Raw genomic sequence first — 14,911 nt, forward strand, 5'->3', positions numbered from 1 at the left:
GCCACATTTTCACAATTAACCAGTGAAATTTATACTTATTTCATTGACCCAATGAAACTTAAGCAGAGAAAAATAGCCAATTATTTGGCAGATAAGAAAATAAGCAGTAATTTTGCACCGCTAAAATGGCATAGTGCCGTTTAGTTAATGTTTAACATAATTAAAAATAAAACAAACAAGCATGATTATTGTACCAGTTAAAGATGGTGAAAACATCGAAAGAGCACTCAAGAAATTTAAGAGAAAGTTTGAAAAGACAGGTGTTGTAAAAGAACTTCGTTCTCGTCAACAGTTTGACAAACCTTCTGTTAAAAGACGCTTAAAGATGGAACGTGCCATCTATGTACAGCATCTTCGCGACGCAGAAGAATAAAAATTCTGTAGAAAATTTGGTAGTTCAAATAATATTTCGTAACTTCGTTGCCAAGAGTTAAATATTGCGACGATGTTGAGCATAGAAAACTTTTTGAAGTTCCTACGGTTAGAGCGAAATTATTCGCAAAAAACAGTAGATAATTATAAAGCTGATTTAGAACAGTTCAAATTATTCTTCGGAAAGTTAAAAGCCGATTTGTCTTGGAAAGATGTTGATGGAGACATTATTCGAGATTGGATAGAAAATATGATGGATAAAGGGAATGCCCCTTCTTCTGTAAATCGAAGATTAAGCGCCCTGCGATCATATTATCGGTATGCATTAAAGAGAGGATTTGTAGAATCTGATCCCACTTATAATATTCAAGGACCTAAAAATAAAAAAGTTCTTCCACAATTTCTGAAAGAAACAGAAATGGATAGACTTATAGATCCAAGAATGTGGACAGATAAATATAAAGATGTACTCGCGCGTACCATAATAATAACATTCTATTCAACTGGCGTCAGAGTTTCTGAACTAGTGGGATTAAATTTAGAAGATGTGAATTTCGTAACCCACGAACTAAAAGTAACGGGAAAACGTAATAAACAACGCATTATTCCATTCGGAACAGAACTCGAAGAAACGTTAATGACATATTTGCAAAACCGAAATCCAAAAACGGAAACGCAAAATGCTCTATTCATAACCGAAAAAGGAAAACGAGTAACCACAAGTCAAGTAAGAACAATGGTGAAAGTGAATATAGCAAAAGTCTCAACGTTAAAGAAAAAATCGCCACACGTGCTGCGACACACATTCGCAACAGCAATGTTAAATCATAAAGCTGAATTGGGAAGTGTGAAAAAATTGCTCGGACATAAAAGCATCGCAACGACAGAAATATACACACACGTAACTTTCGAACAATTGAAAGAAACGTATAAAGAAGCCCACCCAAGGGCAAACCTTAAATAAAAAGGAGGTAATTATGGATATTAAAATTCAATCAATTCATTTTGAAACTACCGAAAAATTAGATGCTTTCATTAACAAGAAAGTTGAAAAACTATCGAAAACTTATGAAGATATTCAGAAAGTAGAGGTGCAATTGAAGATTGAGAAACCTGCTGTAGCTATGAATAAAACAACAAGTTTTACGGTTTTTATACCAGGAAATAAGTTGTTTGCAGAAAAAACTTGTGATACTTTTGAAGAAGGAGTAGACTTGTGCGTAGATGCAATGAAGGTTCAACTCACGAAAGTAAAAGAAAAACAAAGAAAGTAATAAAAAAAATCTCCATTTTTTTGGAAGATAAAAAATAAAGCCGTATCTTTGCAGCCGTTTTACGAGTAATTGTAAATACGAGTAGTCAAATGGCTGCAATCGCCTCTTTAGCTCAGTTGGCCAGAGCACGTGATTTGTAATCTCGGGGTCGTTGGTTCGAATCCGACAAGAGGCTCAAAAAAGGCTTGGGTAGTTTCCAGAGTGGCCAAATGGGGCAGACTGTAAATCTGCTGCTTCTAGCTTCGGTGGTTCGAATCCATCACTACCCACATAAGTAAAGTGTACTTATCCGTTAGAACTATTAATATTAATTGAGCCAATAAACTCTCAATTTCTAATAGAAAACGGTAAATGCGGAAATAGCTCAGTTGATAGAGCACTAGCCTTCCAAGCTGGGGGTCGCGGGTTTGAGCCCCGTTTTCCGCTCACTCTTGCTGTAATAGCTCAGTGGTAGAGCACTTCCTTGGTAAGGAAGAGGTCCTGAGTTCAACTCTCAGTTACAGCTCTACTTTTCTGTCCTATTGCAGATAAGAAAGAAAAACAAAGATTATTCATTTAAAATTAAACAATAAGCTATGGCTAAAGAGACATTTCAACGTACCAAGCCGCACGTAAATATTGGTACAATTGGTCACGTAGACCACGGTAAGACTACATTGACAGCTGCCATTTCTAAGGTCCTTCACGAAAAGGGCTTCGGTACCGAAGATGTTAAGTCTTTTGATCAGATTGATAATGCACCTGAAGAAAAAGAGCGTGGTATTACTATCAACTCTGCTCACATTGAATATGAGACTGCTAAACGTCACTATGCACACGTAGACTGTCCTGGACACGCCGACTATGTAAAGAATATGGTAACTGGTGCTGCGCAAATGGACGGTGCTATCTTAGTTGTTGCAGCTACTGATGGTCCTATGCCACAAACTCGTGAGCACGTATTGCTCGCTCGTCAGGTAAACGTTCCTCGTTTGGTTGTTTTCTTGAACAAGTGTGATATGGTCGAAGATGAAGAAATGCTTGAACTTGTTGAAATGGAAGTTCGTGAAATCCTCGAGCAATATGACTTTGAAGAAGACACTCCTATCGTTCGTGGTTCTGCTCTTGGCGCATTGAACGGTGTTGATAAGTGGGTAGATAAAGTAATGGAATTAATGGACACTGTAGATGAGTGGATACAAGAACCACCACGTGCTACAGATAAACCATTCTTGATGCCTATCGAAGACGTATTCTCTATTACTGGTCGTGGTACAGTTGCTACTGGTCGTATCGAAACTGGTGTAATTCACGTTGGTGATGAAGTAGAATTGCTTGGTCTTGGTGAGGATAAGAAGTCTACAGTAACTGGTGTAGAAATGTTCCGTAAGCTTCTTGACGAAGGACGCGCTGGTGATAACGTAGGTTTGCTTCTTCGTGGTATTGATAAGGCAGAAATTAAACGTGGTATGGTACTTTGCCACCCAGGTCAGATTAAACCTTACAAGAAATTTAAAGCATCTGTATATATCTTGAAGAAAGAAGAAGGTGGTCGTCATACTCCATTCGGAAACAAGTATCGTCCTCAATTCTATCTCCGTACTATGGACTGTACAGGTGAAATAACATTGCCAGAAGGTGTTGAAATGGTAATGCCTGGTGATAATGTTGAAATTACTGTAGAACTGATTTACGCAGTAGCACTAAATACAGGTTTGCGTTTCGCTATCCGTGAAGGTGGTCGTACTGTTGGTTCTGGTCAGATTACAGAGGTTTACGAAGATTAATTCATATACCTATAATATAAATAGATTCCCAGTAATGGGAATCTATATACGGGTTTAGCTCAGTTGGTAGAGCACTGGTCTCCAAAACCAGGTGTCGAGGGTTCGAGTCCTTCAACCCGTGCTTAAAGAAGATAATATGCTTAAAAGAATATTTTTAAAATTCTTAGAATACTGCAAGGATTGTTACAATGAACTTGCGCATAAAACGACGTGGCCAACACGTGCCGAGCTAACACATAGTGCAATGGTAGTATTATCTGCTTCCCTAGTCATTGCGCTTGTTGTGTTTGTTTTTGATTTTATATCACAGCATGTGATGGGATTTGTTTATCGCTAAAGTATTAGGGAGAATGGCTGATACAGAAAAGAAATGGTATGTACTTCGTGCAATCAGCGGTAAAGAAGCAAAGGTGAAAGAATACATTGATGCAGAATTACGGCAGAATGAGAAGTTAGCAGAACGGGTATTTGATACATTATTACCAACAGAGAGTTATGCTTCGTTGCGTAATGGTAAACGTGTCATTACTGAGAAATTAAGTCTTCCAGGTTATATACTTGTACAGGCTAATATGAACTCAGAAGTGGCATCTATACTTCGTTTTATACCTAACGTGTTAGGATTTCTTGGAGGTACTGCAGAACCAACTCCAATTCGCCAAGCTGAAATGAATCGTTTACTTGGCAGAGCAGAAGATTCTGTACTTGAAGAGGTACAAGATAACCCTTATACTGTTGGTGAGTCGGTTAAAGTGATTGATGGACCATTCAGTGGTTTCCATGGTATCATTGAAGAGGTGAATACTGAGAAACATAAACTGAAGGTTATGGTTATGATATTTGGACGACAAAATCCTTTAGAACTAAGTTTTATGCAAGTATCAAAAGAGGAATAAATGTTACGAGATTCCTCTTATATAAATCATTTAAAATAAACAAAAAATGGCTAAAGAAGTTGCTGGATTAATCAAATTACAGATTAAAGGTGGCGCTGCAAATCCTTCTCCTCCTGTAGGACCTGCTTTAGGTTCTAAGGGTATTAATATAATGGGATTTTGCAAGGAATTCAACGCCCGTACCCAGGATAAAGCTGGGAAAGTTCTTCCAGTTGTTATTACATACTATAACGATAAGTCTTTTAGCTTTGTTATAAAAACACCTCCAGCTGCTATTCAGCTGCTTGAGGTTGCAAAAGCAAAGAGTGGTTCAGGTGAACCAAATCGAAAGAAAGTCGCTTCTGTGACTTGGGATCAAATTAGGACTATTGCTGAAGATAAAATGCCAGATCTCAATTGCTTTACAATAGAAAGCGCAATGCGACTTATTGCTGGTACAGCACGTAGTATGGGAATAACAGTAAAAGGGGACTTCCCTAATAAATAATATTAAACTTCAAAAGTAAAAATGAGTAAACTGACAAAAAATCAGAAATCAGTAGCTGAGAAGGTTGAATTAGGGAAGGCATATACTTTAACAGAAGCATCTAAACTTGTTAAAGAGATTACAACAACGAAATTTGATGCATCTGTAGATGTTGATATTCGTCTAGGTGTAGATCCACGTAAAGCAAATCAGATGGTTCGTGGTGTAGTTACATTGCCTAATGGGACTGGAAAACAAACTCGTGTATTATGTCTTTGTACTCCTGATCAGGAATCTGCTGCTAAAGAAGCAGGTGCCGATTATGTTGGTCTTGATGAGTATATCCAAAAGATTAACGCAGGATGGACAGATGTTGATGTAATCATAACGATGCCATCTTGTATGGGTAAAGTTGGTCCTTTAGGACGTGTACTTGGTCCTCGTGGTTTAATGCCTAACCCTAAAAGCGGTACAGTTACAATGGATGTAGCGAAAGCTGTGAAAGAAGTAAAGTCTGGTAAAATAGATTTTAAAGTAGATAAGGCTGGTATTATTCATACATCAATAGGTAAGATCAGTATGTCTGCTGAACAAATCTTTGGTAACGCAAAGGAATTTATTTCAACCGTTGTAAAATTGAAACCTGCTGCTGCTAAAGGTACATATATAAAGAGTATCTTTATTTCAAGTACTATGAGTAAGGGTATCAAGATTGATCCTAAATCAGCTGAATAACTCTAAAAAGTTTGAAAGATGAAAAAAGAAGTAAAAGATACTATAATTGCTGAGATTGGTGAGAAGTTGAAAGAGTATCCACATTTTTATCTTGTGGATGTTACTGGATTAAACGCTAGTGCTACAAGTTCTCTCCGTCGGAAATGCTTTAAGAGCGAGATAAAAATGATTGTTGTTAAAAACAATCTATTACATAAAGCTTTCGAAGCTGCAGAATTAGATTACGAACCTCTTTATGGAGCTTTAAAGGGAAATACAGCAATACTATTCACACACATAGCTAATGTTCCTGCTAAGCTTCTAAAAGAATATAAGAAGGAAGGTATTCCTGCTTTAAAAGCAGCTTATGCTGAAGAATCTATGTTCATTGGAGCCGATAAGCTTGAAGAATTAGCAGCTCTTAAAAGTAAAAATGAACTTATTGCTGACGTTGTGGCTTTGTTACAATCTCCAGCAAAGAACGTTGTTTCAGCTCTCCAATCTGGAGCAAGTACAATTCACGGTGTGCTTAAGACTTTAGGCGAACGTTCTGAATAAAAGTAAAGTCAAAAAATAAAATTATAAATAGAATAAATTAAAATATAAGAATAAAATGGCAGATATTAAAGCTATTGCAGAAGAATTAGTAAATCTTACTGTTAAGGAAGTAAATGAGTTAGCAACTGTCCTCAAGGACGAGTATGGAATTGAGCCTGCTGCTGCAGCCGTAGCAGTTGCTGGTCCTGCTGCAGGTGGTGCAGCTGCTGCAGCAGAAGAAAAGACAGAATTTGACGTTGTTCTTACTGATGCTGGTGCAAACAAACTTAAGGTTGTTAAGGCTGTTAAGGAAGCTTGTGGCTTAGGTTTGAAAGATGCAAAAGACCTTGTTGATGGTGCTCCTTCTACAATTAAAGAAGGTGTAGCTAAAGCTGAAGCTGAAAACTTGAAGAAGTTGATTGAAGCAGAAGGCGCTAAGGTTGAGTTGAAGTAATATTCTTCGGGAGAGAATTGCTTTTATAATTACGTAAAAGCATAAATTATAAAGATATGGTTAGAATTTACCAAGTAGGTGAGTTCTAACCATTTTGTATCTTTTCTTACTTATCTATTGCTTGTGATATTATAATCGCAGCATAACTAAATATAATATGGCAACAGAGAATAAACCCAGAATAAACTTCGCCAGTGTGCAGAATCCGTATCCATATCCGGATTTTCTAGATTTACAGTTAAAGTCGTTTAAAGATTTCTTACAACTCGATACACCTCCAGAGAACCGAAAAGAAGATGGTTTATATAAGGTTTTCGTAGAGAATTTCCCTATTACTGATACGCGTAATAACTTCGTTCTTGAATTTTTGGATTACTACATAGATCCTCCACGTTATTCTATTGCAGAGTGTTTAGAACGGGGATTGACCTATAGTGTACCATTGAAAGCCAAAATGAAGCTTTATTGTACCGATCCAGAACACGAAGATTTTGGGACCTTTATCCAAGACGTATTTCTTGGTACAATTCCATATATGACAGACAATGGTACTTTTATCATTAATGGTGCTGAACGTGTTGTTGTCTCACAATTGCATCGTTCTCCAGGTGTCTTTTTTGGACAAGGAGTTCATGCAAATGGAACTGTACTTTATAGTGCGCGTATTATACCTTTTAAAGGATCATGGATTGAATTTGCTACTGATATAAATAATGTAATGTATGCTTATATTGACCGCAAAAAGAAATTGCCTGTAACAACTATGCTTCGGGCAATAGGCTTTGAGTCTGATAAGGATATATTACAGATTTTCGATCTGTGTGAAGAAATAAAGGTAAATAAGAAAAACCTGAAGGCCGCTTTAGGACGTAAGTTGGCTGGTAATGTAATGAAGAGTTGGAACGAAGATTTCGTTGATGAAGACACAGGTGAAGTTGTTTCTATTGAACGCAATGAGGTTGTTGTTGAACGTGAGACAGAAATCACTGACGAAAATCTGGATATTATTCTCGAAAGTGGCGTGTCTTCTATTCTTTTGCATAAAGACGAAAGTGTTGCCAATAAATATTCTATTATCTTTAATACACTAGCAAAAGACCCTAGTCACTCTGAAATAGAAGCCGTTAATTATATTTACCGACAGTTGCGTAATGCTGATGCTGCCGATGATGCAAGTGCGCGCGAAGTTTTTCAGAATCTTTTCTTCTCTGATAAACGTTACGATTTAGGCGAAGTAGGACGCTATCGAATAAATAGAAAGTTGGGACTTGATACAGATATGGATGTCCGTGTTCTGACGAAAGACGATATAATCGCTATCATTAAGTATTTGATAAATCTTGTAAATTCAAATGCAACAGTTGATGATATAGACCACTTATCTAATCGTCGTGTCCGTACAGTTGGAGAACAATTGGCCAATCAGTTCTCTATCGGTTTAGCACGAATGAGTCGTACCATTCGAGAACGAATGAATGTCCGCGATAATGAAGTCTTCCAACCAACAGACTTGATTAATGCAAAAACAATCTCAAGTGTCATAAACTCCTTCTTTGGTACAAATCCATTAAGCCAATTTATGGATCAAACAAATCCATTGGCGGAAGTAACACACAAACGTCGTCTTTCTGCTTTAGGTCCAGGTGGTCTTTCTCGCGAAAGAGCAGGTTTCGAAGTTCGTGATGTTCACTATACACACTATGGTCGTTTGTGCCCTATAGAATCACCTGAAGGTCCTAATATTGGTTTGATATCTTCATTATGTCTTTATGCAAAGATTAATGATCTTGGCTTCATTGTTACTCCATACAGAAAGGTTACTAATTCGAAAGTAGATTTGAACAACGAACATGTTGTTTATATGACAGCTGAAGAAGAAGAAGATCTTCTAGTAGGACAAGGAAATGCGCCATTGAATCCAGATGGAACATTTATCCGTGATAATGTGAAGTGTCGTCAAGACGTAGATTATCCAGTTGTAGAACCAAGCCAAGTAGCTCTTATGGATGTTGCTCCACAGCAAATAGCTTCTGTATCTGCTGGATTGATTCCATTCTTAGAACATGATGATGGACACCGTGCATTGATGGGGTGTAATATGATGCGTCAAGCTGTTCCGTTGTTACATAATGATGCCCCAATTGTAGGAACTGGTTTGGAAAAACAAGTTTGTGAAGATTCCAGAACAATGGTAACAGCCGAAGGCGATGGAATTATTGATTATGTAGATGCAACAACTATCCGAATTCTCTATGATCGCACAGAAGAGGAAGAGTTTGTTAGTTTTGAACCTGCATTAAAGGAATATCGTATTTCTAAATTCCGTCGCACTAATCAAAATATGGTTGTGGACCTCCGCCCAATTTGTAATAAAGGACAGCGTGTAAAGAAAGGTGATATTCTTACAGAAGGCTATGCTACTGAGAATGGAGAATTGGCACTTGGACGAAATCTTTTAGTAGCTTATATGCCATGGAAAGGTTATAACTATGAAGATGCTGTTGTTATTTCTGAACGAATGGTGCGCGAAGATGTTCTAACTTCTGTGCATGTTGATGAATATTCACTTGAGGTTCGTGAAACGAAGCGCGGCGTAGAAGAGTTTACATCTGATATCCCAAATGTCAGTGAAGAAGCTACAAAAGATCTTGATGAGAACGGTATTATTCGTATTGGTGCACGTGTTGAACCAGGCGATATTATGATAGGTAAAATTTCTCCAAAAGGTGAAAGCGATCCTTCACCAGAAGAGAAGTTATTGCGAGCAATTTTCGGAGATAAAGCTGGCGATGTGAAAGACTCTTCGTTGAAAGCTAATCCATCTTTGAGTGGCGTTGTTATCGATAAGAGACTATTTGCTCGTGCTATTAAGACCCGTGAGAGCAAACGACACGATAAAGCAACTTTAGTACGCCTTGATGAAGAACAAGAAGCTAAAATAAATGATTTAAAGAGTTTGCTTGTCGATAAGCTCTTAGAACTAACAGAAGATAAAGTTTCACAAGGAATTAAAGATTATTCGAATGCTGAGATTATAACTAAAGGTGCAAAATTCACAATGGCAGCTTTGAAGAATCTCGATTACGAAGGTATTCAATCTAATGGTTGGACAGACGACGAGCATACTAACTTCTTAATTCAGCAACTTATTATGAACTTCATTCGTAAGTATAAGCAGATGGATGCTGAACTTAAACGTAAGAAGTTCTCTATAACCATAGGAGACGAACTTCCATCAGGTGTATTACAGATGGCTAAAGTTTATATTGCTAAGAAGCGTAAGATTCAGGTAGGTGATAAGCTTGCCGGACGTCATGGTAATAAAGGTATTGTTTCGAAAGTTGTTCGCGTAGAAGATATGCCTTTCCTTGAAGATGGTAGAGCTGTAGACTTAGTATTAAATCCTATGGGTGTGCCATCGCGTATGAATCTTGGTCAGATTTTCGAAGCTATTCTCGGTGCTGCGGGTTATAAGCTAGGTGTTAAGTTTGCTACACCTATATTCGATGGAGCTAAACTTGCTGATCTAAAAGAATGGACCGATAAGGCTGGCTTACCTCCTATGTGCTCTACCTATATTTATGATGGAGAAACTGGTGAGCGTTTCGATCAACCTGCAACTGTGGGTATTACCTACTTCCTTAAGTTAGGACATATGGTTGAAGATAAAATGCATGCACGTAGCATCGGTCCATATTCTCTTATTACACAACAGCCATTGGGCGGTAAAGCTCAGTTTGGAGGACAACGATTTGGAGAAATGGAAGTTTGGGCAATCGAAGCATTCGGTGCCTCACATGTATTACAAGAAATACTGACAATAAAATCAGATGATGTTGTAGGGCGCTCTAAAGCCTACGAATCTATTGTCAAAGGCGAACCTATGCCAATGCCTGGCATTCCAGAGTCGTTGAATGTATTACTCCACGAACTTCGTGGTCTTGGATTAAGCATTAAACTTGATTAAATTGCACACCCAAAATTAAAAAAACATGGCTTTTAAGAAAGATAATAAAGTTAAGAGTAATTTTAACAAGATCACAATAGGATTAGCCTCTCCAGAAGAAATTCTTGAAAATTCGTTTGGAGAAGTAACCAAACCAGAAACGATTAACTATCGTACTTATAAACCTGAACGTGATGGCTTATTCTGTGAGCGTATTTTTGGTCCTACGAAAGACTATGAATGTGCTTGTGGAAAGTATAAGCGTATCCGCTATAAAGGTATCGTTTGTGATCGCTGTGGTGTAGAAGTTACAGAAAAGAAAGTACGCCGTGAGCGTGCTGGACATATCGAACTTGTAGTCCCAGTAGCGCATATTTGGTATTTCCGCAGTCTGCCTAATAAAATTGGCTATTTGTTAGGTCTCCCAACTAAGAAGTTGGACAGCGTTGTATATTATGAAAAATATATTGTTGTTCAACCTGGTGTTGTTGAGAATATGAAGTACTCAGATACAGGAGAAGAAATAAATGGTTCTCATAAATTCGATCTTTTATCTGAAGATGAATACTTAGATATTCTTGATAACCGTTTACCAGAAGGTAACGAGAGATTGGATAACTCTGATCCGAAGAAATTTATTGCAAAGATGGGAGCTGAAGCTATTTACGACTTGTTAGCTAATATAGACCTCGACCGTTTAGCAGGTGAGCTTCGCGACCGTGCAACAACCGATTCTAGTCAGCAGCGCAAAACAGAAGCTTTAAAGCGATTACAAATAGTAGAAGCATTCCGTCAATCAGAAGGTATAAATCGTCCAGAATGGATGATTATGAAGATTATACCAGTTACCCCTCCAGAACTTCGTCCATTAGTACCACTTGATGGAGGACGCTTTGCAACTTCTGATTTGAACGACCTTTATCGTCGTGTAATCATTCGTAATAATCGTTTGAAGCGCCTTATTGAGATAAAAGCACCAGACGTTATTCTCCGTAACGAAAAACGAATGTTGCAAGAGGCAGTAGATTCTTTGTTCGATAATAGCCGTAAGTCTTCTGCTGTTAAAAGCGAAAGCAATCGCCCTTTAAAATCTTTATCAGACTCTCTTAAAGGTAAACAAGGACGCTTCCGTCAAAACCTTCTTGGTAAGCGTGTAGACTATTCTGCTCGTTCTGTTATTGTTGTAGGACCAGAGCTGAAGATGGGCGAATGTGGTCTACCTAAACTTATGGCAGCCGAACTTTATAAACCATTCATTATACGCAAACTCATTGAACGAGGTATTGTGAAGACCGTAAAGAGCGCCAAAAAGATTGTAGACCGTCGCGAACCTGTTATTTGGGATATCTTGGAAAATGTAATGAAGGGACACCCAGTTCTTCTCAACCGTGCTCCTACCCTTCACCGTCTTGGTATTCAAGCTTTCCAACCTAAACTTATTGAAGGAAAAGCTATCCAGTTACACCCATTGGCTTGTACTGCATTTAATGCCGACTTCGATGGAGACCAGATGGCTGTTCACCTCCCATTAAGCAATGAGGCTATTCTCGAGGCACAAATATTAATGCTCCAGAGCCACAATATATTAAATCCTGCTAACGGTGCACCTATTACGGTTCCTTCTCAAGATATGGTATTAGGTCTCTACTACATCACTAAGATTCGTCCAGGGGCTAAAGGAGAAGGATTATGTTTCTATGGTGCCGAAGAAGCAATTATTGCTCATAACGAAGGACATTGCGACCTCCATGCACAGGTAAAGGTTATTGTCGATGACCTCGTTGATGGTAAACTTCAGAAACGAATGGTAGAAACTTCTGTTGGTCGAATCATTGTTAATCAGATTATTCCAACAGAAGTAGGCTATTTCAATGGTATTATTTCTAAGAAATCGCTACGCGGATTGATTGCAGATGTTATCAAATCTGTTGGTATGGCACGTGCATGTGCTTTCCTTGATGGTATCAAAAATCTTGGTTACCGTATGGCTTATACTGCAGGTCTTTCATTCAACTTGGACGATATAATTGTACCAAGCGAGAAAGTTGATATTGTAGGTAAGGGACAGTCTGAGGTCGATCAGGTTAAGGCTAATTACGAAATGGGATTCATTACCGATAAGGAACGTTATAACCAGGTAATTGATGCGTGGACTCACGTAAACAACAACCTGAAAGCAAGCGTAATGAAACACATGACTGAGGCTGACCAAGGTTTTAACGCTGTTTATATGATGCTTGACTCTGGTGCTCGTGGTTCTGCAGACCAGATTGCACAGCTTGCTGGTATGCGTGGCTTGATGGCAAAACCTCAAAAAGCAGGTGCTGAGGGTGCACAGATTATAGAAAACCCTATTCTTTCAAACTTTAAGGAAGGTATGTCTGTGCTCGAATATTTTATTTCTTCACACGGTGCTCGTAAAGGTCTTGCCGATACGGCTATGAAAACTGCCGATGCAGGATATCTAACTCGCCGTTTGGTAGACGTTTCCCATGATGTTATTATAACAGAAGAAGACTGTGGATCGCTTCGCGGACTTGAATGTCGAGCATTGAAGAGTGGAGACGAAGTTATTGCTTCTCTTTACGAACGCATTCTCGGTCGTGTATCTGTACACGATGTTATTAATCCTTCTACGGGTGAGATAATAGTTGCTGCGGGCGAAGAAATTACAGAGGCTAAAGCAAAAGCTATTGACGAATCTCCGCTCGAAATGATTGAAATTCGTTCTGTACTTACCTGCGAGAGCAAACGTGGTGTATGTAAAAAGTGTTATGGTCGCAACCTAGCTACAGCTCGTATGGTACAGATGGGTGAAGCGGTCGGAGTTATCGCAGCACAGGCTATTGGAGAGCCTGGAACACAGCTTACACTTCGTACATTCCACGCTGGTGGTATTGCTTCTAATGCTGCAGCCAATGCATCTATCATTGCGAAGAACGATTGCAAAATTGAATTCGATGAACTTCGTACAGTTCCATTTGTTGACGATGAAGATCGCGAATGTCAAAAAGTAGTAAGTCGCTTGGCAGAAATTCGCTTTATTGATATCAATACTGGTATTGTTCTCTTAACGGAAGGTATCCCTTATGGAAGTTCTCTCTATTTTAAGAGTGGAGATAAAGTAAAGAAAGACGACCTTATTTGCCGTTGGGACCCATTCAATGCTGTCATTGTTAGCGAATATTCTGGCGTACTTCGTTTGCACGATGTTGTAGAGGGGGCTACTTATAAAGCTGAAACCGACGATGCAACAGGACTTACCGAACGCATCATTACAGAATCGCGCGATAAATCGCTTGTTCCTACTGTTGATGTTGTGCGTGCAGGTGCTAAAAAAGGTGCTGGCGGGCAGTATGCTCCAGAAGATGTGTTTGGTACTTACAACCTTCCTGTTGGTGGACACTTAGAGCAAATAGTTCAAGATGGAGCAGAAATTACTACAGGTACAACGCTTGTTAAGATTCCTCGCTCTGTAGGTGGTGCCGGCGATATTACAGGTGGTTTACCACGTGTAACCGAACTATTCGAGGCACGTAATCCATCTAACCCAGCTGTAGTTTCCGAAATTGATGGTGAAGTTACAATGGGCAAAGTTAAACGTGGTAATCGCGAAATAATCGTTACATCTAAAACCGGCGATCAACGGAAGTATCTCGTTAGTTTGTCAAAACAGATTCTTGTTCAAGAACACGATGCTGTGAGAGCAGGAACTCCGCTTTCAGATGGTATCATAACACCTGCCGATATTCTTTCTATTAAAGGTCCTACGGCTGTACAAGAATATATTGTAAACGAAGTACAAGACGTTTATCGTCTACAAGGTGTGAAGATTAACGATAAACACTTCGAAATTATCGTTCGTCAAATGATGCGCAAAGTGCGAATTGACGACTCTGGCGATACTACTTTCCTCGAACAAGAGCTTGTTGATAAGCTCGACTTCTTAGAAGAGAACGATCGCATTTGGGGTAAAAAGGTTGTTACCGACCCCGGCGATTCTGAATATTGCTATAAAGGACAGATTCTGTCTGTACGTAAATTACGCGATGAAAACTCTAATCTTAAACGCCGCGACTTAAAACTCGTTCAGGTGCGCGATGCTGTTCAAGCCACTGCAACACAGATGTTGCAAGGTATTACACGCGCTGCGCTTGGCACAAAGAGCTTTATGTCAGCTGCTTCGTTCCAAGAAACAACTAAAGTTCTTAATGAGGCTGCAATTCGTGGTAAGAGTGATACGCTCGAGGGAATGAAAGAAAACGTTATTTGTGGACACCTCATTCCAGCGGGTACAGGTCTTCGTCAGTGGCAAAAGCTTATAGTTGGCTCTCAAGAAGAACATATACGCTTAGAAGCTAATAAGAAAAGCATTATAGACTTCTCTGACAAAGAGAATGCTAAATCTTAAAACAAGACTTATAAATTACAATTATAACGGTTCGTAGACATTGCCTACGAACCGTTATTGTTTTCCTCTACTAGA

At 38.9% G+C, this 14,911-nt stretch carries 12 protein-coding genes and 5 tRNA genes; all 17 read left to right on the plus strand.

What is annotated here, in order from left to right:
* The first annotated feature begins 181 nt into the window (after positions 1-181).
* The 17 genes from rpsU to rpoC all read left to right on the plus strand — a co-directional run bounded on the left by rpsU (position 182) and on the right by rpoC (position 14,836).
* Complete coding sequence (gene rpsU, locus HMPREF9144_RS09045; protein WP_006045671.1) at positions 182-373, plus strand: 30S ribosomal protein S21; 192 nt, start codon at positions 182-184, stop codon at positions 371-373.
* A gap of 72 nt (positions 374-445) precedes the next feature.
* Positions 446-1,336 carry a tyrosine recombinase XerC gene (locus tag HMPREF9144_RS09050; protein ID WP_006045672.1) on the plus strand — a complete coding sequence of 297 codons (891 nt, stop codon included), beginning with the start codon at positions 446-448 and terminating at the stop codon, positions 1,334-1,336.
* A gap of 13 nt (positions 1,337-1,349) precedes the next feature.
* A complete protein-coding gene (hpf, locus tag HMPREF9144_RS09055; RefSeq protein ID WP_006045673.1) occupies positions 1,350-1,646 on the plus strand; it encodes a ribosome hibernation-promoting factor, HPF/YfiA family in 297 nt (98 codons plus the stop codon).
* Positions 1,647-1,747: 101 nt separating this feature from the next.
* Positions 1,748-1,821: transfer RNA gene (locus HMPREF9144_RS09060), tRNA-Thr, on the plus strand.
* A gap of 12 nt (positions 1,822-1,833) precedes the next feature.
* A tRNA-Tyr gene (locus HMPREF9144_RS09065) sits at positions 1,834-1,915 on the plus strand.
* 84 nt (positions 1,916-1,999) lie between these two features.
* Positions 2,000-2,072: transfer RNA gene (locus HMPREF9144_RS09070), tRNA-Gly, on the plus strand.
* Between the two features lie 7 nt (positions 2,073-2,079).
* Positions 2,080-2,151: transfer RNA gene (locus HMPREF9144_RS09075), tRNA-Thr, on the plus strand.
* A 70-nt stretch (positions 2,152-2,221) separates the two neighbouring features.
* A complete protein-coding gene (tuf, locus tag HMPREF9144_RS09080) occupies positions 2,222-3,412 on the plus strand; it encodes an elongation factor Tu (protein ID WP_006045674.1) in 1,191 nt (396 codons plus the stop codon).
* 48 nt (positions 3,413-3,460) lie between these two features.
* Positions 3,461-3,533 (plus strand) — tRNA-Trp (locus HMPREF9144_RS09085).
* Between the two features lie 15 nt (positions 3,534-3,548).
* Positions 3,549-3,749 carry a preprotein translocase subunit SecE gene (gene secE / locus HMPREF9144_RS12950; RefSeq protein WP_370992408.1) on the plus strand — a complete coding sequence of 67 codons (201 nt, stop codon included), beginning with the start codon at positions 3,549-3,551 and terminating at the stop codon, positions 3,747-3,749.
* Between the two features lie 13 nt (positions 3,750-3,762).
* Complete coding sequence (gene nusG / locus HMPREF9144_RS09095) at positions 3,763-4,308, plus strand: transcription termination/antitermination protein NusG (RefSeq protein WP_006045675.1); 546 nt, start codon at positions 3,763-3,765, stop codon at positions 4,306-4,308.
* 46 nt (positions 4,309-4,354) lie between these two features.
* Positions 4,355-4,795, plus strand: coding sequence for a 50S ribosomal protein L11 (gene rplK / locus HMPREF9144_RS09100; RefSeq protein ID WP_006045676.1), 441 nt, complete (start codon positions 4,355-4,357; stop codon positions 4,793-4,795).
* A 21-nt stretch (positions 4,796-4,816) separates the two neighbouring features.
* Positions 4,817-5,509, plus strand: a complete 693-nt coding sequence (gene rplA, locus HMPREF9144_RS09105; RefSeq protein ID WP_006045677.1) for a 50S ribosomal protein L1 — start codon at positions 4,817-4,819, stop codon at positions 5,507-5,509.
* Positions 5,510-5,527: 18 nt separating this feature from the next.
* Positions 5,528-6,046: a 50S ribosomal protein L10 gene (gene rplJ / locus HMPREF9144_RS09110; protein ID WP_006045678.1), complete on the plus strand. Its 519-nt coding sequence runs from the start codon at positions 5,528-5,530 to the stop codon at positions 6,044-6,046.
* A 55-nt stretch (positions 6,047-6,101) separates the two neighbouring features.
* On the plus strand, positions 6,102-6,479 hold the full coding sequence (gene rplL / locus HMPREF9144_RS09115; protein WP_006045679.1) for a 50S ribosomal protein L7/L12: 378 nt from the start codon (positions 6,102-6,104) through the stop codon (positions 6,477-6,479).
* A gap of 157 nt (positions 6,480-6,636) precedes the next feature.
* A complete protein-coding gene (rpoB, locus tag HMPREF9144_RS09120) occupies positions 6,637-10,446 on the plus strand; it encodes a DNA-directed RNA polymerase subunit beta (RefSeq protein ID WP_006045680.1) in 3,810 nt (1,269 codons plus the stop codon).
* A 25-nt stretch (positions 10,447-10,471) separates the two neighbouring features.
* Positions 10,472-14,836 carry a DNA-directed RNA polymerase subunit beta' gene (rpoC, locus tag HMPREF9144_RS09125; RefSeq protein WP_006045681.1) on the plus strand — a complete coding sequence of 1,455 codons (4,365 nt, stop codon included), beginning with the start codon at positions 10,472-10,474 and terminating at the stop codon, positions 14,834-14,836.
* Positions 14,837-14,911 lie beyond the last annotated feature (75 nt).

Source organism: Prevotella pallens ATCC 700821, assembly GCF_000220255.1.
Lineage (GTDB): Bacteria > Bacteroidota > Bacteroidia > Bacteroidales > Bacteroidaceae > Prevotella > Prevotella pallens.

Excerpts from the sequence above, each read along its gene's own strand:
- HMPREF9144_RS09050 (WP_006045672.1), top strand. The coding sequence starts at position 446 with ATGTTGAGCATAGAAAACTTTTTGAAGTTCCTACGGTTAGAGCGAAAT.
- rplL (WP_006045679.1), top strand. The coding sequence starts at position 6,102 with ATGGCAGATATTAAAGCTATTGCAGAAGAATTAGTAAATCTTACTGTT.
- rpoC (WP_006045681.1), top strand. The coding sequence starts at position 10,472 with ATGGCTTTTAAGAAAGATAATAAAGTTAAGAGTAATTTTAACAAGATC.
- rplK (WP_006045676.1), top strand. The coding sequence starts at position 4,355 with ATGGCTAAAGAAGTTGCTGGATTAATCAAATTACAGATTAAAGGTGGC.
- rpoB (WP_006045680.1), top strand. The coding sequence starts at position 6,637 with ATGGCAACAGAGAATAAACCCAGAATAAACTTCGCCAGTGTGCAGAAT.
- rplJ (WP_006045678.1), top strand. The coding sequence starts at position 5,528 with ATGAAAAAAGAAGTAAAAGATACTATAATTGCTGAGATTGGTGAGAAG.
- hpf (WP_006045673.1), top strand. The coding sequence starts at position 1,350 with ATGGATATTAAAATTCAATCAATTCATTTTGAAACTACCGAAAAATTA.
- nusG (WP_006045675.1), top strand. The coding sequence starts at position 3,763 with ATGGCTGATACAGAAAAGAAATGGTATGTACTTCGTGCAATCAGCGGT.
- rplA (WP_006045677.1), top strand. The coding sequence starts at position 4,817 with ATGAGTAAACTGACAAAAAATCAGAAATCAGTAGCTGAGAAGGTTGAA.
- secE (WP_370992408.1), top strand. The coding sequence starts at position 3,549 with ATGCTTAAAAGAATATTTTTAAAATTCTTAGAATACTGCAAGGATTGT.
- rpsU (WP_006045671.1), top strand. The coding sequence starts at position 182 with ATGATTATTGTACCAGTTAAAGATGGTGAAAACATCGAAAGAGCACTC.
- tuf (WP_006045674.1), top strand. The coding sequence starts at position 2,222 with ATGGCTAAAGAGACATTTCAACGTACCAAGCCGCACGTAAATATTGGT.